We start from the raw sequence: 22,080 nt of genomic DNA, 5'->3' as shown, positions 1-22,080 counted from the left end.
AAATTAGTAAAATTAGGGACAAAATTAGGGACGGTTCTTAAAATAAAAAGAATAAAGAGGAATAAAGAGGGACAATAAAGAGGGACAGGTCTTGTGAATAAGAGGATAAATGTGATTGAAATTGGGGACAGTTCCTAAAATTAGTCGGCTATCTGTGGATAAAATAAAAAGAGGAGATAGTAATCTCCTCTTTTTATGGTTAAACTATTTGTTTAATGGTTTCTTTAAGAATCCAAGAATGACAGCACCTACTACTGAGCCAACTACTAATGATACAAAGTACCAAAGTGGCTGACCGATTACTGGAAGTACGAAGATACCACCATGAGGTGCATTAAGTGTACATCCAAAGAATGATGAAAGTGCACCAGCAATACCTGAACCAATAACACAAGCAGGAATAACCTTTAATGGATCAGAAGCCGCAAAAGGAATTGCACCTTCAGTGATGAAGGAAAGTCCCATAATGTAGTTAACAATACCTGATTGACGTTCTCTTTCTGTAAATCTATTCTTGAAGAAAGTAGTACAAAGTGCAATAGCTAATGGAGGTACCATACCACCGATCATTACAGCAGCCATAAGAGAAAGATTACCAGCCTCTAAAGCAGCAATACCTACCACATAAGCAGCTTTATTAAATGGACCACCCATATCAATAGCCATCATAGCAGCAAGAATAGTACCAACTAATACAGCACTTGTTGTACCCATATTTAAAAGAGTATCTGTAAGCCAAGTGTTAACAAAAGCAACTGGTGGGTTAATGATGAATGTAATAGCAACACCAATTAGACCAACACCAAGGACAGGGTATAGTAAAGTTGGTTTAAGTCCTTCTAGTGATTGTGGTAAAACAGATAGTACTTTTTTGAGGCCAACCATTAAATAACCACCAGCAAAACCAGCAATAAGTGCACCTAAAAATCCTGAGCCTCCTGAGTTAGCTAACATACCACCGACAAAACCAACTACAAGGGCAGGACGCTCACCAATACTCATAGCAATATACCCTGCAAGGACAGGTAGCATGAATCCAAAGGCAGCGTCACCAATAGATTTAAACCACACAGCCGCAGCGGCATTAGAACCAAGGGCATCTGTATAACCAAGTAAAGAATCAATTAAGAAAGCAAGTGCAATGAGGATACCGCCCCCAATAACGAATGGCAGCATATGAGAAACACCATTCATTAAGTGTTTGTAAAGTTGACGGCCAAGACCTTCGCTTGTTTGTGTTTCACTATCACCAGCAACTCCAGCATTTTTAGCATGATAAATAGGTGCATCACCTTGAGAAGCTTTGGTGATAAGTTCTTCAGCTTTATGGATACCATTAGCTACTTTAGTGATGATTACCTTTTTACCATCAAAACGGTTCATCTCTACGTTTTTATCTGCAGCTACGATAATACATGTTGCATTTTTGATGTCTTCATCAGTAAGTGCATTTTTAATACCGCCAGATCCATTTGTTTCTACTTTACATGAAATACCCATTTCATCTGCTTTGTTTTGAAGTGCTTCAGCAGCCATATAAGTATGTGCGATACCAGTAGGACAAGCTGTAACGGCAAGGATAGTATAACCCTTAGTTTCTTTAGCATCATTACTAGAAGTAGAGGTCTTGGCTGTATCTACTACATCACCAAATTTTTCAGTTTCTTTTACGTTAATAAGTTTTAAAAATTCTTGTGGACTATTAGCATGAATAAGTTTTTCTCTAAACTTAGCATCCATAAGAATTGTAGATAATCTAGAAAGTACATCTAGATGTGTATTATTAGCTCCATCTGGAGCAGCAATCATAAAGAATAAGTGTGAAGGAGCTCCGTCTAAAGCTTCATAATCAACACCATCTTTACTTACAGCAGCTACAAGTGTAGCTTTTTTAACAGCACTTGTTTTGGCATGAGGAATAGCAATGCCCTCTCCTATACCAGTTGTGCTTAAATCTTCACGTGCTAAAATAGCTGATTTGTAAACTTCTTTATCACTGATATTACCAGTAGAATACATTAAGTCTACTAAATGATTAATTGCTTCTGATTTAGAATTTACTTTAAAATTCAAGTCGATACTTTCGGTCGTAAGTAAATCTGTAATTCTCATTATAGCCTCCGAGTTTTATTATTATAGCTTAGAAAGTAAGTCATCAATTTTATCGCTAGTAGCAAGCCATGTAGAAAAGGCAGTTGCACTACCAGTTGCTGTAGCGAATTTAAGAGCTTGTTTTAAATCTTTAGTTTTAAGGTAGCCAGCAATAAATCCTGCTACCATAGAATCTCCAGAACCTACGGTATTAATTACGGTACCTTCAGGAACAGAGATTTTAACTACTTCGCCTTCATTGGTGATTAAGATAGAACCGTCCCCACCCATAGAGATAAGTACATTTTGAGCACCCATTTCTTGTAGTTTTCGAGCATAGGTAACAATGTCATCATCTGAATTTAATGTGACATTGAACATCTCAGCTAGCTCAATATGATTTGGTTTAATAAGGAATGGTTTGTATTGAAGTACATTAAGAAGCAAATCTTTAGTAGCATCTACTACCACATTAATATTTTTATTAGCTAGCATTTTCATGATGTCTTTGTAAATACTATCAGGGACACTTTTTGGAATGCTTCCAGCTAAGACTAAGAAGTCGCCTTCTTCGATTTGTTCTAATTTGATATAAAGGTCCTTTAAATCACTAGGTGTAATTTGAGGTCCCATACCATTGATTTCAGTTTCTTTATCTGCTTCAAGTTTTACATTAATTCTAGAAATACCACGATCGAGCAAGATGAAATCAGTGTCTCCACCTAATTGTTTCATGACATTCTCAATTTCTTTCCCTGTAAAGCCAGCAATAAAACCTAGTGCTTTATTAGGAATACGTAAATTATTAAGTACAATTGAGACATTAATACCCTTACCACCAGGATAAATCTCTTCTTTATTACTTCTATTAACACAGTGAGCATTCATTTGATCTAAATGCATGACGTAATCTAAAGATGGGTTTAAGGTTACGGTATAAATCATTTAACTATCCTCCTTGTATAAAAAACTAAAAATGTAAATAACTTCAAATAGACCGTAGCTACAATTATAATAATTGTGTTTGTATAAGTAAAGAAAAAAATAAGGCTAATTATTAAATTTATTTTAACATTTATCTTATATAACTCTATAGTTCCCATTAGAAAAAAATTATATGAAAACAAATAGAGGCATTAATAGAAGAATATAGAAGATCAATTGGCAGGAATATTCTGATGTAAAGTAAAGTTTTGCAAGGTTTGAAACGATATAATATTAAGTTATGTACAAAATGCACAATGAATTGGAATGATATTTTCTGTAAAAATATAATAAATTAATTAAAAGTAGTTGATTTTTAGATTAAAGTAGTTTATTATGATATTGAAAACGATACCGAAAAGGGTACCGAACAGCAAAGTACACTAAACTTGAGGCAATAAATAAATTGCAAGAAAGATAAGTTAATAAAGGATTGGGAGAAATGCCTATGAACATTAAAGACATAGCGCAAATTGCCAATGTTGGTGTGAGCACTGTATCTAGAGTGTTAAACGGGCATCCAGATGTAAAGGATGAAACAAGGGCGAAAGTGCTAGCGGTTATTAAAAAGAACAACTATATTCCCAATAATAGTGCTAGAGTATTAAAACAAACCAACACAAGAAATATTGGCATTCTAGTAAAAGGTGTTTTTAACCCTTTCTTCTCTGAAATCTTAAAAACAGTAAGTACAGGAGTAGAAAATGCAGGATACACAATGATTTTACAACATCACAATAATGAAAATGATATTGATACATTACTAGGCTTTATCAAAGAAAAGAAACTCCAAGGTGTTATTTGCCTAGGTGGAAACTTCTTAGATTTAACAGATGAAGTATTAGCAGAAATAAGTACAGCCATTGTACTGGTGTCAGTAGATTCAGTTACTAGAAAAAATTTGAAAAGATGTTCCTCCATTAGTATCGATAATCAACAAGCATCCTATATGGCAGTTAACTATTTAATTAATAATGGACATCATGAAATAGGACTTATGTTAGGTGAGGTAGTTGATTTCGGAATTGGCAAAGAACGTTATGAAGGATATAAAAAGGCCTTAGCAGATCATCATATTCCTTTTAACGAGAAATATGTTCTTTATGGAGGTTTTGAGTGTAAAGGGGCATATGACAAAACAATAGAATTTCTAAAAAAGGAAAAACAAATCACAGCCATTTTTGCTATATCAGATATTATGGCTGTTGGAGTAGCTAAAGCAACAGCTAATCTTGGATATACAATAGGAAAAGATATTTCCATTATGGGATTTGATGGAATGGATTTTGCTACATATTATGAACCATCAATTGCAACAATAAAGCAGCCTAAACAAGATATGGGATTACGCAGTGTAGATTTACTTCTCAATCTGCTGTCTGGTAAGGCTGAGAATGCACACATTTTCTTAGATGTTAAGTTGGTTGAGGGAGGATCTTGTCAATCAATTTAATATATATAATTTTATTATTTCTCAAATGAGAGAGGGGAATGAATATGAAAAAGAAATTTATTAGTGTATTATTAGGAACAGCAATGTTATCAACAATGCTAGCAGGATGTGGCAATAGCAATAATGCAGGTAATAATGCAGCAACTAGTTCACCTTCAGCTAGCCCAAGCACAGAAGCTTCAGAGGCGCCAGCTACAGAAGAATTAGCGGGTGGAGAAAAAGTTGATCTTTACATTTTACAATATAAAGTAGAGATTCATGATGCATTACAAGCAGCAGTAAATAAATATATGGAGCTTCATCCAAATGTAAACATCACTTTAGAAACTGTTGGTGGTGGAGATGATATCGGTGTTGTTTATAAATCAAAAGCAGCAGCAGGGCAAATGCCAGATATCTTTAATGCCATTGGGCCAGAAGAATGTGGCACATACATGGAATACTTAGAAGATTTATCAGATCAACCTTGGGTATCTCACGCTAACGCAGGTATGTTAGACCTTAACACTATTGATGGTAAAGTATATGGTCTTCCAGTATCAGCAGAAGCATTTGGTCTTATCTATAATAAAGCTATTTTTGAAGCAGCGGGAATCGATGCCAGCACACTTACATCATATGATGCAATCGATTCAGCTTTCGCTACATTACAAGCAAAAATTGATGCTGGTGAATTAAAAGATAAATTCCCAGATCTTAAAAATGTAACAGCAGTTCAAGGTGCTGAAAAATGGGTACTTGGTGACCATGCTGTAAATGTTGCCTTAGCTCCAGAATTTAATGAAGATGTATTTGCTGTAGCAAACGCAAAAGAACTTCAATTTAATTTTAAAGATGCTTACAAAGCATATATGGAATTACAACTTAAATATTCTGCAAACAAAGATGATTACAAAGGTGCTGTAGCAGTTGATTATAGCACAGCTGTAAAAGAATTATTAGGTCTTGGTCAAGTTGCAGTTATCCAACAAGGAAACTGGATCTATGGTGACGTATCTAGTATTGATCAAGAAGTTGCTGATAACTTAGCATTCTTACCAGCTCCAATCAAAGGTTACAAAGAAGATAGTATCATCACATTAGTTGCGAACTACTGGTGTGTAAATTCACAATCAGATGCTAACAAGAAATTAGTTGCTAAAGACTTCTTAAATTGGTTATATCAATCAGATGAAGGTAAACAAATCGTTGTTAATGAATTTGGTTTCTTACCAGTATTTGATAACTATGGTGATTTAGCTCCAGCAGACGGCTTATCAAGATCAATTCTTGATTTTGCAGCTCAAGGTAAAGCTGTAAGTGCTGTATTCAAAGGAACACCAGGTGCATCTTGGTTACAAGACGTATTCGGTGCAAAAGTACAAGGTTTCTTAACAGGAGACTTAACTTGGGATCAAGTATTTGATGAATCAGCAGCTGAATGGGCTAAAATGAGACAATAATAGTCTAAATGGTGATAATGTAGCATTACTAGAGTAACAATTAGTGGGTGTGATAACAAATAAGAATCGCACCCTCTAATATTACTTAGTAAATATAAAAGACATAATAATTTAGTCTGAAATGTATAAAGAAATATATAGGTAATACCAAGTAAATATGGCCCCAGGTGATACAGCTTATGTAGTGTCTAAAGAAAATTTAAGTTACATAAAGGGGTTAAGAAGTAAGACAGAAAGAAGAAGCAAATAAGAGAGGGGATGTGCTTATATGAAACGCTCAAAAGTAGGGTTTTGGCTGTTTTTAGCACCATGTTTATTAGCATTTTTAACAGTAGTATTTATACCTATGCTTGGTGGATTTTACTATTCATTCACAGACTGGGATGGTATGGCTTCAAGTGTTAATTTTGTAGGTCTTGATAACTTTGTTAGGCTATTCACTGAAGAAAAACAGTTTTGGATATCCTTTAAATTTACAGCATTATTTACTTTAGCTTCAGTTATCCTAATTAACATTGTAGGTTTTGCATTAGCATTACTTGTTACAAAGAGATTTAAAGGTGCAAACTTATTAAGAAGTATATTCTTTATGCCAAACTTAATCGGAGGATTACTCTTAGGTTTTGCATGGCAGTTTATTTTCACAAAAGTATTTCCAGCTACAGGAATTCCTTTCTTACAAAACTGGCTTACTAATAAAGAAACAGGTTTTATGGCTCTTTTAATCGTAATGGTATGGCAAATGGGTGGATACATGATGATTATCTATGTGGCAGCTCTTCAAGGTATTCCAGATACAGTATTAGAAGCAGCTGAATTAGATGGAGCAAAAGGTCTCACTAAATTAAGAACCATTATTATGCCAATGGTATCACAAGCATTTACAGTAGGTTTATTCCTAATGCTTTCTAACTCATTTAAGTTATTTGACCAAAACTTAGCTCTTACTGGTGGTGGTCCTAACCGTTCAACAGAAATGCTAGCTCTTAATATTTATCAGACAGCATTTAGTGGTAATGAGATGGGATATGCACAAGCTAAAGCTTTAGTGTTCCTAGTTACTATTGCAGTTGTTTCAATTATTCAACTTACAATTTCAAAGAGAGCAGAAATAGAAGCCTAATAGTAGGTAGTGGAGGGAGGTAATTTTTATGGAAGAAAGAGAAAATGTGGTATCAAGAACAATCAAGATTGTTATAGGCTGTATTTTAGCTGTATTATACCTTGTACCAATTATAATGCTATTATCCGCAGCATTTAAAACACAAAAAAATATTTTCAAAGATATATTTGGTTTTCCAGACCCTATCGTATGGACTAATTTTGGCGAAGCCATGGCACGTATGGATTACTTAAGAGCATTATTTAACTCTGTATTTTTCACCGTTATATCAACAATTTTAATCATTTTCTTTGCCTCTATGGCAGCATGGGTACTTGTACGTTATAAAACAAAGATGTCAAACTTCATCTTTACATTATTTGCAATCTCCATGCTTATTCCTTTCCAATGCGTTATGTTACCAATGATGAGTATTATGGGAAAATTAAATATGTTAAACCCAGTAGGTTTAATATTTGCTTATGTTGGGTTTGGATCTGCATTATCTATTATGCTTTTCCATGGATTTATAAAAGGAATACCAGTAGAGTTAGAAGAATCAGCGATGCTAGATGGATGTAGTATGTTTGGTGTTTATAGACAAATTGTGCTTCCATTATTAGGACCTATCGTAACAACAGTAGGTATCTTAAATATCATGTGGATTTGGAATGACTACTTATTACCAAGTCTTGTAATTGGTTCGAACATAGAGTGGCGTACTTTACCACTTAAGACTTTCTACTTCTTTGGTCAATTCTCAAGCCGTTGGGATTATGCATCAGCAGCACTTATCTTATCTATGTTACCAATCGTAATCTTCTACGTATTTGCACAAAAGAAAATTATTAAAGGTGTTGTAGATGGGGCAGTAAAATAAGAGCTAGTAGGGACGGTTCTTATACTTAAAACTCAAAAATAAATAGTTTCAAAATAAAATTTTCGAAAAATACAATTAAGTAATTGTGTTTTTCGAAAATTTAATATATAATAACTGAAAACGGTACCAATAGCATAAATCAAGGATTTAGCAAGAGGTATAAACTAGAAGTTAAACATATAAGCATCAAGAATAATCATACATTAAATTGGGAGCGTGATTAGCAGTGAGCAGAAAAAGCGGTATTATAATGCATATATCTTCCCTTTCAGAAAAATATGGTATTGGTAGCTTTGGTAAAAAGGCATATGAATTTGCTGACTTCTTAAAAGAAGCAGGACAAAGTTATTGGCAGATACTACCATTAGGACCTACAAGCTATGGAGATTCTCCTTACCAATCATTTTCAGCTTTTGCAGGAAATCCTTACTTTGTAGACTTAGAGACCTTAGAAAAAGAAGGGTTATTAAAACCAGAAGATTATGTAGATGTTGATTTTGGAAGTGACGAATTTGTAGATTATGAAAAATTATTTACAGAGAGAAATAAGGTATTACATATAGCTTATAAAAATTCAAAAGGTAAGCTAACAAAACAAATTGAAGCGTTCAAGAAGGAAAATGCATCTTGGCTTAAAGACTATGCAATGTATATGGCTATTAAATTTAAAATGGAACTTCGTAGTTGGCAAGAATGGGATGAGGATATTAAGCTCAGAAAGCCAGAAGTTATGAAGGCATATGAAAAAGAGCTTAAAGATGAAATTGAATATTGGATTTTTGTTCAATATGAATTTTATAAACAATGGGAAGCTCTTAAAAGCTATGTAAATAGTTTAGGTATTAAAATTATTGGGGATATTCCTATCTATGTTTCAGCAGATAGCTCAGATGCTTGGGCCAATGATAAACTTTTCAAATTAGATGAGAATAAAAATCCAATTTTTGTTGCAGGTTGTCCACCAGATGCTTTCTCTGATGATGGGCAATTATGGGGAAATCCAATTTATGATTGGGACTACCTTGAAGAAACAGGTTATGAGTGGTGGATTGAAAGACTTAAAGCTAGTTTAAAACTTTATGATGTAATCCGTATTGATCACTTCAGAGGTTTTGAGTCTTACTGGCAAATTCCATTTGGTCATAAAACAGCTAAAAAGGGTAAATGGGTTAAAGGACCTGGCATCAAGCTCTTTAAAGCAGTTAAAGAAAAATTAGGAGACATCGATGTTATAGCAGAAGATCTAGGTTATATGACAGATAAAGTGATTAACTTTAGAGACAAAACAGGTTATCCAGGTATGAAAGTGCTTCAATTTGCATTTGATACCAGAGAAGAAAGCGATTATTTACCACATAACTATACTAGAAACTGTGTTGTATATACAGGAACTCATGATAATGACACAGTTATGGGATGGATTGATACAACTGGTAACCCTGAAGATGTTAAGAATGCAAAACATTACTTGAAGTTAGATATTTGTGAAGGCTATCATTGGGGCTTCATTAGAGGTGCTTGGAGTAGTGTAGCAGATACAGCAATAGCTCAAATGCAAGATTTCCTTGGGTTAGGTAATGAGGCACGTATGAATTTACCTTCAACATTAGGTGGAAACTGGCAGTGGCGTATAAAAGACGGCGCACTTACAAAAGAACTTGCTAAGAGAATTTATGACTTAACCAAAATGTATGGAAGATTAGAGGAGGATTCAAATGAATAAGGAAGCACTTAAAAATAGCATAAACAAATATTGTAAAGTTAAATATGGAAAATCTTTGGGAGAAGCAAAAGATTATGAAATTTTTAATGCGCTATCTTTAGCGTTACTTGAAGAAGTAGTTGATGACTGGAGTGAAACAAAAGCATTATACAACCAAGGGAAAAAAGCATACTACTTATCAGCTGAATATTTAATGGGTCGTGCACTTGGTAACAATTTAATCAGCATGGGTGTATATGATGAAGTTAAGGAAGTACTTAACGAACTTAACATTGATCTTAATGCTATTGAAGAAATTGAAGAAGATGCTGGACTTGGTAATGGTGGTCTTGGTAGACTTGCTGCCTGTTTTATGGATTCAGGAGCAACAACAAACATTCCACTTCAAGGATACGGAATCCGTTACTCAAACGGTTTATTCAATCAAAAAATGGTTGATGGAGCTCAAATGGAAGAGGTTGATACATGGCTTAAATATGGTGATCCATGGAGTATCCGTAAAGATGACGAAGCTGTTATTGTAGAATTTAGTGATTACAGTGTAAAAGCTGTACCTTATGATATGCCAATTATTGCTTACGGTTCTAAAAATGTAAACACACTTAGACTATGGCAATCAGAGTCTCTTGAAAGCTTTGACTTTGACCTATTTAACAAACAAGAATATACAGAAGCTTTAAAATGCAAAAATGATGCAGAAAACATTTCAAGAGTACTTTATCCAAATGACTCAAAAGAAGCTGGTAAACTTTTAAGACTACGTCAACAATACTTCATGGTAAGTGCAAGCTTAAAAGATATTATCCGTACACATAAAGCTAAATTCGGTAGTGACTTTAGCAGCTTTGGAAAAGAACATGCAGTTCAGCTTAATGATACTCACCCAGTTCTTGCTATCCCAGAATTAATTAGAATCTTAGTTGACGAAGAAAATGTAAAATTTAAAGATGCTTTAAGTATTGCCAAAACAGTATTTGCTTATACAAATCATACGATTTTAGCTGAAGCTTTAGAAAAATGGGATGTCAAACTTATTGAAAAACTTTTCCCACGTATTCTTGAAATCATCCGTCACATTGACTTTGTTTTCGTACAAGAATTAGAAGATAAAGGTTATGATAAAGAAGCAATCAATGAATTTAAAATCATAAATTACAACCAAGTAAGAATGGCTAACTTAGCGATCTATGTTGGTTTCGCTGTAAATGGTGTTGCTGCACTTCATACAGATATCTTAAAAGATACAGAATTACACAACTGGTATGAATTATATCCAGAGAAATTCCAAAACAAAACAAATGGTATCACACCAAGAAGATGGATGAGACTTTGTAACCAAGAATTATCAGCATACATCACTGAGCTCTTAGGAACAGAAAGCTGGGTAAATAATTTATCAGAGCTTAAACAATTAGAAAAATACATCGATGATGAAGCTGTACTTAATAAACTTATGGCTATTAAGAAAACTAAGAAAGAACAGCTTGCAGCTTACATTAAAGAAGTAGAAGGCGTAGAGCTTGATCCAAACTCATTATTTGATATCCAAATCAAACGTTTACATGAGTACAAACGTCAATTACTTAATGCATTTTATATCTTAGATTTATATAATAGACTTAAAGCTAATCCATCAATGGATATTCCAAATGTTACATTTATCTTCGGTGCAAAAGCATTCCCAGGTTATGTAAGAGCAAAAGCTATCGTTAAATTTATTGGAGAAATTGCTAAGAAAGTTAACAATGACCCAGTTATCGGTGGCAAAATGAAAGTTATCTTCGTAGAAAACTACCGCGTATCTTACGGTGAAAAACTCTTCCCAGCTGCAGATATTTCAAAACAAATTTCAACAGCAGGTAAAGAAGCATCAGGTACAGGTAACATGAAATTCATGATGAACGGTGCTTTAACATTTGGAACATACGATGGAGCAAACGTAGAAATCGTTCAAGAAGCAAAAGAAGAAAATAACTTCATCTTTGGTCTTCGTGTAGAAGATATCGAACAAATTGGTGGTAAATACAATTCAAAAGAATACTACGAAGCAGACCTGTCCCTAAAAACAGTAGTAGATGCATTAGTAGATGGTACATTCTGCGATGGTGGTACAGGTGAATTCCAAGATTTATATAATTCATTAGTAAACGAAGGAGATACTTACTTCTTATTAGCTGACTTTGTAGCATTTAAAGAAGCTGAAGATAAAGTATTTGCAGCATATAAAGATCAAAAACATTGGGCACAAATGAGCTTAATGAACATTGCAAACTCAGGTATCTTCTCAAGTGATAGAACCATTATGCAATATGCTAACGAGATTTGGGGTATTACACCAAAAACAGTTAAGTAATAATTTCCAAAAGTAACAAAAGAGGAACTAAGTTAAAGAACCGTCCCTATGTAAAATATGGGGACGGTTCTTTAACTTAGTTAGAAAGAGAAATAGTTAACAATCTGAAAAAAGTATGCTAGAATAACTTAACAGTATATGTACCAATAGGCAAAAGGGTATTAATTAAACAGGAAGAGTAAAATTCCAGAAAGGAAAGAGGATACATCAGATGGGGATGACAATAGTTGATATTGCTAGGATAGCAGGGGTAGGGGTAAGTACGGTTTCTAGAGTAATAAACAATCATCCAGACGTAAAATATGAGACTAGAGAAAGAATACTAGATATAATACGTGAGAATAATTATATTCCAAATAACAGTGCTCGGGTACTAAAGCAGACAAACACAAATAATATAGGAATACTCATTCGAGGGGTTTTCAATCCTTTTTTTGCTGCGCTATTAAAAAATATCAGTATGAGTATAGAAAAAGCAGGATATTCAATTATTGTACATTATCATAATAATGTGGATGATGTCTCTACATTGGTTGGTTTTGCAAAAGAAAAGAGACTTCAAGGGGTTATTTGTTTAGGAGGAAACTTTATAGGGGTAAATGAAGAAAGTTTTCACGGGTTAGACATAGCAATTGTTATGATAAGTGTAGATTTTAAGCAGCCGAAGACCTGGAAGAACTTTTCTACGGTAAGTATTAGTAATGAGAAAGCAGGTTATAAAGCCACTTCTTATTTAATTGAGAAAGGGCATAAAGAAGTAGCTATTATTTTAGGTAATAAACAGGACTATAGTATTGGAAAACTGAGATATGAAGGCTATAAAAATGCTTGTAAGGATTATAGGATCAAACATAACTTAAATTATGTTATTTATGGTAATTATGATACGGCTTTGTCCTATGAAAGAACAAAAAAGTTTTTAGCAGTTAATCCTCAAATAACAGCTATTTTTGCAACTGCAGATACAATGGCTATAGGAGCAGCAAAGGCTATAGTAGATTTAGGATATAAAGTAGGAGATGATATATCCGTAATGGGATTTGATGGTATTGATATTGCAAGTTACTATAATCCTAGTATCACAACTATTGAACAGCCACAAGATGAACTATCAGTAGTGAGTGTAAAGTTATTAATTGGACTTTTAGAAAATAAGGTAGAAAACCAACATATTGTTCTAGAAACAAAATTAGTAGAGGGCGATAGTGTTAAAGAAAAGAAAAATTAGAAATTAAAAGAGAGGGACGGTTCTTAAAATGCTTAAGCATTTTAAGAACCGTCCCTCTCTTTTTGCATAAAAATTACTTAATTACAGATAATGGTTATGTATATAGAATTGATTTTGATAAAAAGGGGTGTAGGGTATGACACAGCTGAGTGGTTTATTTTCTGTTTATATAGATAGTATTATGCTAGTTATTGGATTATATATGGCGTTTGTTCAGAGTAATAACTTAATACGAGTAGATCACATGGATAGAGAGGGAAGGTTCTCAAAAGTGGTGGGTTGGATCTACATCATTGTAGGGATACTGGGATTCATAATCACCAGTATTTAACTAGATTAAGGAGGTGTAGCATGATTGAAGAAAAAAAAGAGGTTAAAGCAAGTAACGAGGATGAATTTCATGACCGGGATAATAAAATATCCTTAGAGATATTTACAGATTTAGATGAAAATATAAAGTGTATAGAATACTTATTTCATGACTGTATGGATGTTGTTAAAAGAGAAGTAAATATTTGCAAAGATGCTAAATTTAGAATATATGGTGTTTATGTAGATGGTCTTGTAAATCGTGATATTCTAGAAAACTATTTGCTTAGTAAGGTGTTTGAGTACAAAAATCTAAATGGAGAGGTATTTGATGCAAAAATTACACCTACGAAGTTGGTAATGCAACACTTTTCAGCAACCTTTGATGTAAAAGAAGTTGAAGGCATGGATGCTATGGCAAATGCAGTACTATCAGGAGATAGTGCTATTTTTGTAGAAGGTTCAAAAACGGGACTTGTAATTGCTACTAGAGGATGGCCCGCTAGAGGTGTAAGTGAACCTGCTACGGAAAGCGTAGTAAGAGGTCCAAGAGATGGGTTCACAGAAACCATAAGATTTAATACAGTTTTAGTTAGAAGACGTATTCGTGATACTAAACTAAAAATAAAAATGGTCAGTGTAGGCACTAGGAGTCGAACTGATGTAGCTATTGTTTATGTAGATGATATTGTTAGACCTGAACTAGTTGAGACAGTGGAAAGAAGAATTGATAAATATGTTATAGACGCCATTTTCGATAGTGGCTATATAGAACAACTTATTGAAGATAGTTGGAAAAGTCCATTTCCACAGACGCAAGCGACAGAAAGACCAGATAAGTTTGCAGCGAGTTTGTTGGAGGGGAAGGTAGGAATTTTAGTAGATAATTCTCCTTTTGGAATTATAGTACCAGCTACACTTAATGCATACTATCAAGCCTCCGAAGATTATTATCAACGCTGGCAAATCATGACTTTTACTAGAATATTAAGATATATAGTTTCTTTTCTTTCTTTTGCACTTCCAGGACTTTATATTGCTACACTTAATTTTCAACCCCAAATGTTACCAACATCTTTTGCAATATCCATCGCTGCATCTAGGGAAGGTATAACCTTTTCTACAGTTATGGAGATTATAGTCATGGAACTTATTTTTGAATTGTTTCGGGAAGCTGGTATACGAGCGCCTGGGGCAATAGGACATGTTATTGGTTTGGTGGGTGGTATTGTTATAGGGCAAGCTGCTGTTGATGCCAACATTATTAGTCCAATGATTATTATCATCATTGCATTTACTGCTATATGTACTTTTGCAATACCTGATTATAGTTTAACTTCAGCATTTAGGTTGATTAGGTACTTATTTATTGCCTTCTCTGCAGTATTTGGTTTATATGGATTTTTAATTGCTGCGTTATTAGTATTAACACATCTCTCATCTTTAGAGAGTTTTGGAATTCCGTATTTAGCGCCATATAATATATCTGATCAAAATGATTCTAAAGATTTAAAGGATACAATTTTAAGATTTCCTACATTTATGCAGACTACAAGGCCTATTTTTGCAAGACATACACAACGAACAAGGTTAAGAGTGAAATCGGGAATTAATGCGCAAGATGTGGCACCAGGACCTAATAGTGGAGTAACTAATGGTCAAGTTAAGGATAAAAATAATAAGAATGGTGGAGGTGAGTAAATGTTTACCCATAATGGAAAGATATCGGTTAGACAGGTTACTATGCTACTTGTCTTGCAGATGTTTAATATGACTATTCTTATATTACCGAAGATGGCAGCTGATTTTGTAGGAAGAAATGGATATATATTACCTATAGTAGCCTTAATCTTTGGTGTAATTTATGTGTGGTGTATTACAGGATTGACTAAAAATTTCCCGGGTGATACTCTGGTAGAATTTACGCCTAAGGTTGTGCCTAGATTTGTAGCATATATTATCGTCATTGCATTTGCTATAAAACTTATTGTAACAACAGGGTTAGAATTACGTATGTTCGGAGAAATGATTACTCAAGTGATGTTACCTAAAACACCTTTAGTAGTGATTATGTTGGTTATGCTTTTATCAACAGCTTACCTTGTGAAATCAGGAATGGAAGCAACAGCCAGAATGGGAGAGATTTTAGTTTATTTTGTATTTGTTCCCTTAGGGATTGTTTTTTGCAAAATTCTTATAAGTGCAGATTATAAGCAAGTTATGCCTTTTTTTCAGACTAACCTCGCGCAGGTGGGTCGGGGAAGCTACTATATTAGCTTAAGTTTTATGCCTATTGAATTTATGTTGATGATGACTGGGTTAATGGAAAAACCAAAGAAAGCAAGACGGGCAGCATTTAGGGCTATTCTTATTATTGCAATATTAGAGGCGCTTATTATTCTGCTAACTATATGTAGTATTGGAATTGGTGAAGTTGATAGGCAGATATGGCCAGTATTAACGCTTATGCAAAGCATTGAAAATGCCGGAAGAATCATAGAAAATCAAGAGATTTTTATGATGACAGGCTGGATACTCAGCATATTTATGTATATTAGTTCAGGTCTTTATTTTACTTCACTTATAGGAAGCAGAAGCTTCAGATTTAAAAGAGAAAATGTATTTGTATTACCTCTTGTGCCAATAGTTTATTTCATAGCAGTATGGCCTACAAGTTTAATTCAAACATACGATTACTATATTAAGTTCCAGCGCTGTTTTGGAGCATGGTTTTTAATACCTGTCCCTCTTTTATTATGGTTAATTGCTAAAGTGAGGAGAGTTGGTTATGATCATTAATAAATTAAAATATATCATAATTATCTTTTTACCTTTTGTTTTAACAGGGTGCTGGGATAGTGTAGAGATTAATGAGAGACATGTGGTTTTAGAGGTTGCAATAGATAAAAATGATGCTTCAAAACAAAGTAGTACAGAAGCACAAGATAAACGATATGAAGTCACCTATACAATACCAGATATAGCAAAGTTATCAGGCCAAGATAGTTTATCAGAAGATGTAAAAACAGCGATAATAACCAAAAGCTCAACGATAGCCACAAGTGTTGATGAAGTAGAACGTAAAACACAAAATACAGTTACCTTCAGCCATACTAAAGCTTTAGTATTGGGAGAGGAATTGCTAAAAGATAAGGAACTGTTTAAAGCAACTATTGATGGGCTTATTAGAAATATGCAGATAGGGAGAGGAACAAGTATTTTAGCTGTGAAGGGAAAGGCTGGAAAGTTAACACAAGCTAAAAATCCTCAGAATCCTATCATAGGACTTTATGTTATGAAATTCTTTAATAATTCAGAACGGCCAACTAGCTATGCGAAACAACAAACGTTAGGCAATCTGATAAAAGAATTGCAAAATACAGGCGTAACTACCATTCCTGTAATAAGTGATCAAGAAGGGACGGTTCTTATTCAAGGTGCTGCAGTAATTAAAGATTATGAGTTAGCAGACTGGATAAACAAGGAGCAAGTAAGAGGAGAATTGTTCGTTGAGGGAAAGATTAAAGAAGTGCCTATTGTTGTGAAATATAAAGGGGAGAATTTGACCTACAATATAGAGGAAGAAGAATCTAGAGTTTCTTTTAATGCAAATAATGGTGAATGGTGTGCAGAGATAGAAATAAAAGTAAAAGGAAATATAACAGAGTTTGTATCATCAGAGCAGAACGAATTATTTAATGAATCAAGCATAAGAGAAATAGGCAGTTTAATTAAAGCAGAAATTAATAAGCAAACACAAGAGAGTATTGTCTATTCAAAAGAAATAAACGTGGATTTTCTAAATATAGGATTAGAAATGTATCGTAAGCATCCTAAAGAATGGGAGTCTTATGAAAATCAATGGCTGATAACAGGATATAAAAATATACCAATCAAAGTAGTAACAATAGTTACTATTCATAATACGGGAATGCTTGAATAAAAGTTGAGTAGGGACAGGTCTAAAAGATTAAAAATTATTTTCTTAGTCAATACTTCTTCTAAACAATAGAATGGAAGGAGTATTATACATGCCTAGAAAAGCTAGAGAAAAAGCTGAGTGTAGTATCTATCATATTAGTGTTCGTGGGAATAATAAGCAAAGTATTTTTGTAGATGATGATGATCGAATAGAATATCTAGCAAGATTAAGAAGATATAAAGAAAGCTATAAGGTATGTATATATGCCTATTGTTTGATGACAAACCATGTTCATTTGCTAATATTTGATAATGGTCAAGATATATCTAGATTTATGCAAGGTTTGAATCTAAGTTATGCCATTTATTTTAATAAGAAATATAAATGTTCAGGACACTTATTTCAAGATAGATACACTAGTAGTATAGTTAAGAATGAAGCATACTTTGTAAATGTATCTAAATATATACATCTAAATCCGGTAAAAGCACAACTTGTACAAAAGCCAGAGGAATATGAATGGAGTAGTTATTCTGTATATATAGCAGATAAGAAAGATGATATTGTTGATGTTGAGTTGCTACTGAGCTATTTTGCACCTCAATATACACAGAGTAAAGTTTTATATAAACATTATGTAGAAGAAAAAGAATTGGTAGATGAAGAAGTAGCAAGTGCAGAAGAAGAGAAAATAAATGATATTTGTTTAAGAGGAATGATTAAGTTAGAGCATGAGGAACTCATTAATAGATTATCTGGTCATTGGAAAACAAGTGTTGGAGAAATAATGTGCAATAGGACTCAAGGATTTAGAAAGGAAATGTTAATTTATTTCATAGCATTGATTGAAAGACTTTCTTATAAAAAGATTGGACAATTGTTGAATATGAGCGATGTATATATATCCATGAGTATTAAGAAAATAGTAGAAGCAATGATTAATGACAAAATGATAATGATTGAAAGGGATGCTATAATAGCATCCCTACAAAAATAAATTTATATAAAATAATAAACATTTGTATAATAAATAATAAGCTGGCAATAATTTAGTTACACAAAATTTATAAAATAAATTATTGGTGGTGAATATAATGAAAAAAGTAAGTAGGACGAATACGATAAAACAAAAATACAGAGAATTTATTAAAGATGATGAAAGAATGATTCGAATTAGTTTTATTATGCTTATGAGTTTGATACTGGTAACTATATGCTTGACGGTGGCTGTGAGCTATTCTAGTACTACCACGAGTTCTTTAGCTGATAAAGTTATTAGGTTTCATGTCGTAGCTAATAGTGATTCAACGCAAGATCAACTTTTAAAACAACAAGTAAAGGATGAGGTTATAGCTTACATGGAACCTTTGCTTAAGGAGTCAACAGATATAGAAGATAGCAGGTATATTATAAAAGAATCCATTCCACTTATCAAAGAAGTGGCGGAGGAAGTGGTTGCTAACTGGGGAAAAGATTATTCGATATATGTTGCACTTGACCAAGCTAATTTTCCAACCAAGTCTTATGGTGATGTAGTGCTACCGGCAGGAAAATATGAAGCATGTAGAGTAGTTATTGGTGAAGGAAAGGGAGAAAATTGGTGGTGTGTTATGTTCCCACCTTTATGTTATCTAGATGCTTCAACAGGAGTAGTGCCGTTAGAAGGGAAAGAACAATTAGAACAGCAGTTAAATACAGAACAATACAAATTAATTACTAGTAAAAGCAGACCTTATCAAATACGTTTTAAGCTAATAGATGAAATAAACTCCTTCTTTAATCCATCCGATTATAAGGAGATTAAATAGGACACATGTAAAGGTTGTTGCTGTTACACATAATTAGGCAATAACCTTTTTATTTGCAGTTAAAAATAAGACCTGTCCCTAACATATAACATATACTAAGACCTGTCCCTAAAACAATTATTGAATATTGAAGGATTAAGTAATAAAATATAGTAAGCAATGAAGTTATTAAGGAATATGATATGGTTAGAGGATATAACTAGGAGGATAATAATGAAGAAAAGTGTTTTACTACTATTTGGAGGTTGTTCATCTGAACATGAGGTATCTCTGAAGTCAGCAACTACTATCTTAAATAATATTGATAGAAGCATATATGAAGTACATCCAGTAGGTATTACTAAAGAAGGTAAGTGGTTATTATATACAGGAACTAATAATGATTTATCAAATAATGAGTGGCAAAAAAGCGGTATTTCTGCTTTTTTAAGTCCAGATGCAACTCAAAAAGCATTATGGATTTTCAAAGGTGAAGGTCAAGAATCTATCAAGATCAATATAGACATTGTATTTCCAGTATTACATGGTAAGAATGGAGAAGACGGAACTATACAGGGCTTATGTCAGCTTGCACAAATTCCTTTTGTGGGTTGTGGTGTTTTAGCCTCAGCAGTATCTATGGATAAGGCGTTTACAAAAATAGCAGTGGCAACTAAAAATGTTCCCCAAGCACGTTTTGTTTTAGTTAAAGAGCCAGAGTTAAAACATATGGAGGAAACTATTAAGAAAATAGAATCAGCCTTTTCTTATCCTTATTTTATCAAGCCAGCTAATGCAGGGTCTTCTGTTGGTATTTCAAAGGCAAATAATAAAGAAGAACTAATTAGTGGACTATATGAAGCAGTTAAACATGACCGTAAAGTATTAATTGAGGAAACTATAATAGGACGTGAAGTAGAAACGGCAGTTATGGGAAATGATGAGATTGTAGTCTCAGGTGTTGGAGAAATTTTAGCAGCGGCAGAATTTTATGATTTTGATGCTAAGTATAATAATGCGGAATCCAAAACAGTAGTAGATGCAGATTTGCCAAATGAGATAAAGGAAAAAATTCGAGGTTATGCCAAAGATGTATTTGATGCAGTAGAAGGAAAAGGACTGTCCAGAGTAGATTTCTTTGTTAAAGAAAACGGTGAGATTATTTTTAATGAAATTAATACACTTCCTGGATTTACGTCTATCAGTATGTATCCAATGCTATTTGCGGCAACAGGACTTAGTGTAAAAGAAATCATTACAAAATTATTAGAGCTAGCAAGCTTATAATATATTTTCGACCATTGTGATAGTTTATTAGTAGAATATCTCTACATTATAAGAAAATAATAAGATGTATAAGTAAGGTTATTTGTGGGCAGGAAAGTCACAAGTAACCTTATTTATAACTAAGCTTGTACTCAATCAAAGGAGGGTGAAATGAAAGAAACACAAATTACAGTCTATGATAAACAAATGTATCCCACTCATAGTGATGAAGCTGAAAATAAATTTTTAGGAAATCTTACTTTTAAGAATGAGAGCATCTATATTACCTATAAAGATCAAGAACAAGGTATAACTACAGTCATAAAAACTAAGGATAATATGGTTTCTGTAAAAAGGATAGGTGCCATGAAAGGAAACTTAGAGTTTGATAGTAATAAGCCACATAAAACACTTTATAGTACTCCCTATGGAGATATGGAGATAGAAATTGTTACAAATAAATGTGATATATATTTCTTAACAAAAGGGGTAAAGATATACATCGAATACAAGATTATGATGCAAGGTGAAAAGGTTAGTGATAATATATATTTAATAGTGGCTAACTAATATAAAAATATACTAGTTAGATAAAAATAGAAGTATAAACTAAATGGAGAGAAATAAGGGGGATATAATGAGTAAAATAAGAAAAGCAATCATACCTGCAGCGGGATTAGGGACAAGGTTTTTACCTGCTACTAAAGCACAGCCAAAAGAAATGTTACCAATAGTAGACAAACCAACAATTCAATATATAGTAGAGGAAGCTGTTGCATCAGGAATAGAAGATATTATTATCGTAACAGGAAGAACTAAAAAAGCAATAGAAGACCATTTTGATAAATCAGTAGAATTGGAAATGGAACTAGAGAAGAAACAAAGTAAAAAGCTTTTAGAAATTGCAAGGTCAGTGTCTCAAATAGCTAACATTTATTATATACGACAAAAAGAACCAAAGGGCTTAGGTCATGCAGTCCTAACAGCTAAAACTTTTGTGGGAAATGAGCCATTTGCAGTACTACTTGGTGATGATGTCATTGATTCGGAGAAGCCAGCGCTTAAGCAAATGATAGAAGTATATGAAAAATATAATGCATCTGTTTTGGGTGTCCAAACAGTAGAAAGAAAAGACGTTAATAAATATGGAATAGTAGATGGAGTTCAATTAGATAGTCGTATTTATGAAGTAAAAAATATGGTGGAAAAACCACCTATAGATGAAGCACCAACCAATGTAGCAGTACTAGGAAGATACATTATTACTCCTAGAATATTTGATTACCTTGAGAAACAGGAAATAGGAGCAGGTGGAGAAATCCAACTTACAGATGCACTTAATAAATTGGCTAAAGAAGAGCCGATGTATGCATATGATTTTATTGGACATCGCTATGATGTAGGTAATAAAATGGGATTCCTCCAAGCAACTGTTGAATTTGCGTTAAAAAGACCAGAACTAAATGAAGAATTTAAAGCATATCTAAAAGAAATTGTAAAAACATTTTAAAAGATAAGGATAGCCTCCTTATCTTTTTTA

Annotated in this window: 18 protein-coding genes; 16 read left to right on the top strand and 2 right to left on the bottom strand. The window is 33.3% G+C overall.

From position 1 onward, the window contains the following. Window positions 1-204: 204 nt before the first annotated feature. Together CLOLE_RS19270 and pfkB are read right to left on the bottom strand one after the other, a co-directional pair. On the bottom strand, window positions 205-2,112 hold the full coding sequence (locus CLOLE_RS19270; RefSeq protein WP_013658798.1) for a PTS fructose transporter subunit IIABC: 1,908 nt from the start codon (window positions 2,110-2,112) through the stop codon (window positions 205-207). Window positions 2,113-2,133: 21 nt separating this feature from the next. Next, window positions 2,134-3,036 carry a 1-phosphofructokinase gene (gene pfkB / locus CLOLE_RS19265; protein WP_013658797.1) on the bottom strand — a complete coding sequence of 301 codons (903 nt, stop codon included), beginning with the start codon at window positions 3,034-3,036 and terminating at the stop codon, window positions 2,134-2,136. A gap of 487 nt (window positions 3,037-3,523) precedes the next feature. On the opposite strand from pfkB, the gene CLOLE_RS19260 reads away from it, so the two are divergent. The 16 genes from CLOLE_RS19260 to galU all read left to right on the top strand — a co-directional run bounded on the left by CLOLE_RS19260 (window position 3,524) and on the right by galU (window position 22,050). Next, on the top strand, window positions 3,524-4,528 hold the full coding sequence (locus tag CLOLE_RS19260) for a LacI family DNA-binding transcriptional regulator (RefSeq protein WP_013658796.1): 1,005 nt from the start codon (window positions 3,524-3,526) through the stop codon (window positions 4,526-4,528). Between the two features lie 44 nt (window positions 4,529-4,572). Further along, window positions 4,573-5,970 carry an ABC transporter substrate-binding protein gene (locus tag CLOLE_RS19255; protein ID WP_013658795.1) on the top strand — a complete coding sequence of 466 codons (1,398 nt, stop codon included), beginning with the start codon at window positions 4,573-4,575 and terminating at the stop codon, window positions 5,968-5,970. A 268-nt stretch (window positions 5,971-6,238) separates the two neighbouring features. Next, window positions 6,239-7,093: a carbohydrate ABC transporter permease gene (locus CLOLE_RS19250; RefSeq protein WP_013658794.1), complete on the top strand. Its 855-nt coding sequence runs from the start codon at window positions 6,239-6,241 to the stop codon at window positions 7,091-7,093. Window positions 7,094-7,121: 28 nt separating this feature from the next. Then, window positions 7,122-7,952: a carbohydrate ABC transporter permease gene (locus CLOLE_RS19245; RefSeq protein ID WP_013658793.1), complete on the top strand. Its 831-nt coding sequence runs from the start codon at window positions 7,122-7,124 to the stop codon at window positions 7,950-7,952. A 226-nt stretch (window positions 7,953-8,178) separates the two neighbouring features. Continuing rightward, window positions 8,179-9,675 carry a 4-alpha-glucanotransferase gene (gene malQ / locus CLOLE_RS19240; protein WP_013658792.1) on the top strand — a complete coding sequence of 499 codons (1,497 nt, stop codon included), beginning with the start codon at window positions 8,179-8,181 and terminating at the stop codon, window positions 9,673-9,675. Then, window positions 9,668-12,028, top strand: coding sequence for a glycogen/starch/alpha-glucan phosphorylase (locus CLOLE_RS19235; RefSeq protein WP_013658791.1), 2,361 nt, complete (start codon window positions 9,668-9,670; stop codon window positions 12,026-12,028). Before malQ ends, CLOLE_RS19235 begins: the two co-directional genes overlap by 8 nt. A gap of 211 nt (window positions 12,029-12,239) precedes the next feature. After that, window positions 12,240-13,256: a LacI family DNA-binding transcriptional regulator gene (locus tag CLOLE_RS19230; protein ID WP_013658790.1), complete on the top strand. Its 1,017-nt coding sequence runs from the start codon at window positions 12,240-12,242 to the stop codon at window positions 13,254-13,256. Window positions 13,257-13,392: 136 nt separating this feature from the next. Continuing rightward, window positions 13,393-13,587 carry a CLC_0170 family protein gene (locus tag CLOLE_RS19225; protein WP_013658789.1) on the top strand — a complete coding sequence of 65 codons (195 nt, stop codon included), beginning with the start codon at window positions 13,393-13,395 and terminating at the stop codon, window positions 13,585-13,587. 20 nt (window positions 13,588-13,607) lie between these two features. Beyond that, a complete protein-coding gene (locus CLOLE_RS19220; RefSeq protein WP_013658788.1) occupies window positions 13,608-15,266 on the top strand; it encodes a spore germination protein in 1,659 nt (552 codons plus the stop codon). Next, window positions 15,267-16,364 (top strand): GerAB/ArcD/ProY family transporter, encoded by a 1,098-nt coding sequence (locus CLOLE_RS19215; RefSeq protein ID WP_013658787.1) that lies wholly within the window; start codon window positions 15,267-15,269, stop codon window positions 16,362-16,364. It abuts the gene before it with no gap. Continuing rightward, a complete protein-coding gene (locus CLOLE_RS19210) occupies window positions 16,354-17,508 on the top strand; it encodes a Ger(x)C family spore germination protein (protein ID WP_013658786.1) in 1,155 nt (384 codons plus the stop codon). The genes CLOLE_RS19215 and CLOLE_RS19210 overlap by 11 nt, the downstream gene beginning before the upstream one ends. Window positions 17,509-17,596: 88 nt before the next feature. After that, window positions 17,597-18,484, top strand: a complete 888-nt coding sequence (locus CLOLE_RS19205) for a transposase (protein ID WP_013658785.1) — start codon at window positions 17,597-17,599, stop codon at window positions 18,482-18,484. A 97-nt stretch (window positions 18,485-18,581) separates the two neighbouring features. Further along, entirely contained in the window at window positions 18,582-19,295 is a 714-nt protein-coding gene (gene spoIIR / locus CLOLE_RS19200; RefSeq protein ID WP_013658784.1) for a stage II sporulation protein R, read from the top strand. A gap of 213 nt (window positions 19,296-19,508) precedes the next feature. Beyond that, window positions 19,509-20,561 (top strand): D-alanine--D-alanine ligase family protein, encoded by a 1,053-nt coding sequence (locus CLOLE_RS19195; RefSeq protein WP_013658783.1) that lies wholly within the window; start codon window positions 19,509-19,511, stop codon window positions 20,559-20,561. Window positions 20,562-20,711: 150 nt separating this feature from the next. Next, on the top strand, window positions 20,712-21,110 hold the full coding sequence (locus CLOLE_RS19190) for a DUF1934 domain-containing protein (protein ID WP_013658782.1): 399 nt from the start codon (window positions 20,712-20,714) through the stop codon (window positions 21,108-21,110). A gap of 67 nt (window positions 21,111-21,177) precedes the next feature. Continuing rightward, on the top strand, window positions 21,178-22,050 hold the full coding sequence (gene galU, locus CLOLE_RS19185) for a UTP--glucose-1-phosphate uridylyltransferase GalU (RefSeq protein WP_013658781.1): 873 nt from the start codon (window positions 21,178-21,180) through the stop codon (window positions 22,048-22,050). The last annotated feature ends 30 nt before the right edge of the window (window positions 22,051-22,080 follow it).

Origin of the sequence: Cellulosilyticum lentocellum DSM 5427 (assembly GCF_000178835.2) — a bacterium.
GTDB classification, from domain to species: domain Bacteria; phylum Bacillota; class Clostridia; order Lachnospirales; family Cellulosilyticaceae; genus Cellulosilyticum; species Cellulosilyticum lentocellum.
This window is presented reverse-complemented; position numbering and strand designations above follow the sequence as displayed.

Bases quoted from the DNA above. Each gene is read 5' to 3' on its own strand.
- CLOLE_RS19270 (WP_013658798.1), bottom strand. From the start codon at position 2,112: ATGAGAATTACAGATTTACTTACGACCGAAAGTATCGACTTGAATTTT.
- pfkB (WP_013658797.1), bottom strand. From the start codon at position 3,036: ATGATTTATACCGTAACCTTAAACCCATCTTTAGATTACGTCATGCAT.
- CLOLE_RS19260 (WP_013658796.1), top strand. From the start codon at position 3,524: ATGAACATTAAAGACATAGCGCAAATTGCCAATGTTGGTGTGAGCACT.
- CLOLE_RS19255 (WP_013658795.1), top strand. From the start codon at position 4,573: ATGAAAAAGAAATTTATTAGTGTATTATTAGGAACAGCAATGTTATCA.
- CLOLE_RS19250 (WP_013658794.1), top strand. From the start codon at position 6,239: ATGAAACGCTCAAAAGTAGGGTTTTGGCTGTTTTTAGCACCATGTTTA.
- CLOLE_RS19245 (WP_013658793.1), top strand. From the start codon at position 7,122: ATGGAAGAAAGAGAAAATGTGGTATCAAGAACAATCAAGATTGTTATA.
- CLOLE_RS19235 (WP_013658791.1), top strand. From the start codon at position 9,668: ATGAATAAGGAAGCACTTAAAAATAGCATAAACAAATATTGTAAAGTT.
- CLOLE_RS19230 (WP_013658790.1), top strand. From the start codon at position 12,240: ATGGGGATGACAATAGTTGATATTGCTAGGATAGCAGGGGTAGGGGTA.
- CLOLE_RS19225 (WP_013658789.1), top strand. From the start codon at position 13,393: ATGACACAGCTGAGTGGTTTATTTTCTGTTTATATAGATAGTATTATG.
- CLOLE_RS19220 (WP_013658788.1), top strand. From the start codon at position 13,608: ATGATTGAAGAAAAAAAAGAGGTTAAAGCAAGTAACGAGGATGAATTT.
- CLOLE_RS19215 (WP_013658787.1), top strand. From the start codon at position 15,267: ATGTTTACCCATAATGGAAAGATATCGGTTAGACAGGTTACTATGCTA.
- CLOLE_RS19210 (WP_013658786.1), top strand. From the start codon at position 16,354: ATGATCATTAATAAATTAAAATATATCATAATTATCTTTTTACCTTTT.
- CLOLE_RS19205 (WP_013658785.1), top strand. From the start codon at position 17,597: ATGCCTAGAAAAGCTAGAGAAAAAGCTGAGTGTAGTATCTATCATATT.
- spoIIR (WP_013658784.1), top strand. From the start codon at position 18,582: ATGAAAAAAGTAAGTAGGACGAATACGATAAAACAAAAATACAGAGAA.
- CLOLE_RS19195 (WP_013658783.1), top strand. From the start codon at position 19,509: ATGAAGAAAAGTGTTTTACTACTATTTGGAGGTTGTTCATCTGAACAT.
- CLOLE_RS19190 (WP_013658782.1), top strand. From the start codon at position 20,712: ATGAAAGAAACACAAATTACAGTCTATGATAAACAAATGTATCCCACT.
- galU (WP_013658781.1), top strand. From the start codon at position 21,178: ATGAGTAAAATAAGAAAAGCAATCATACCTGCAGCGGGATTAGGGACA.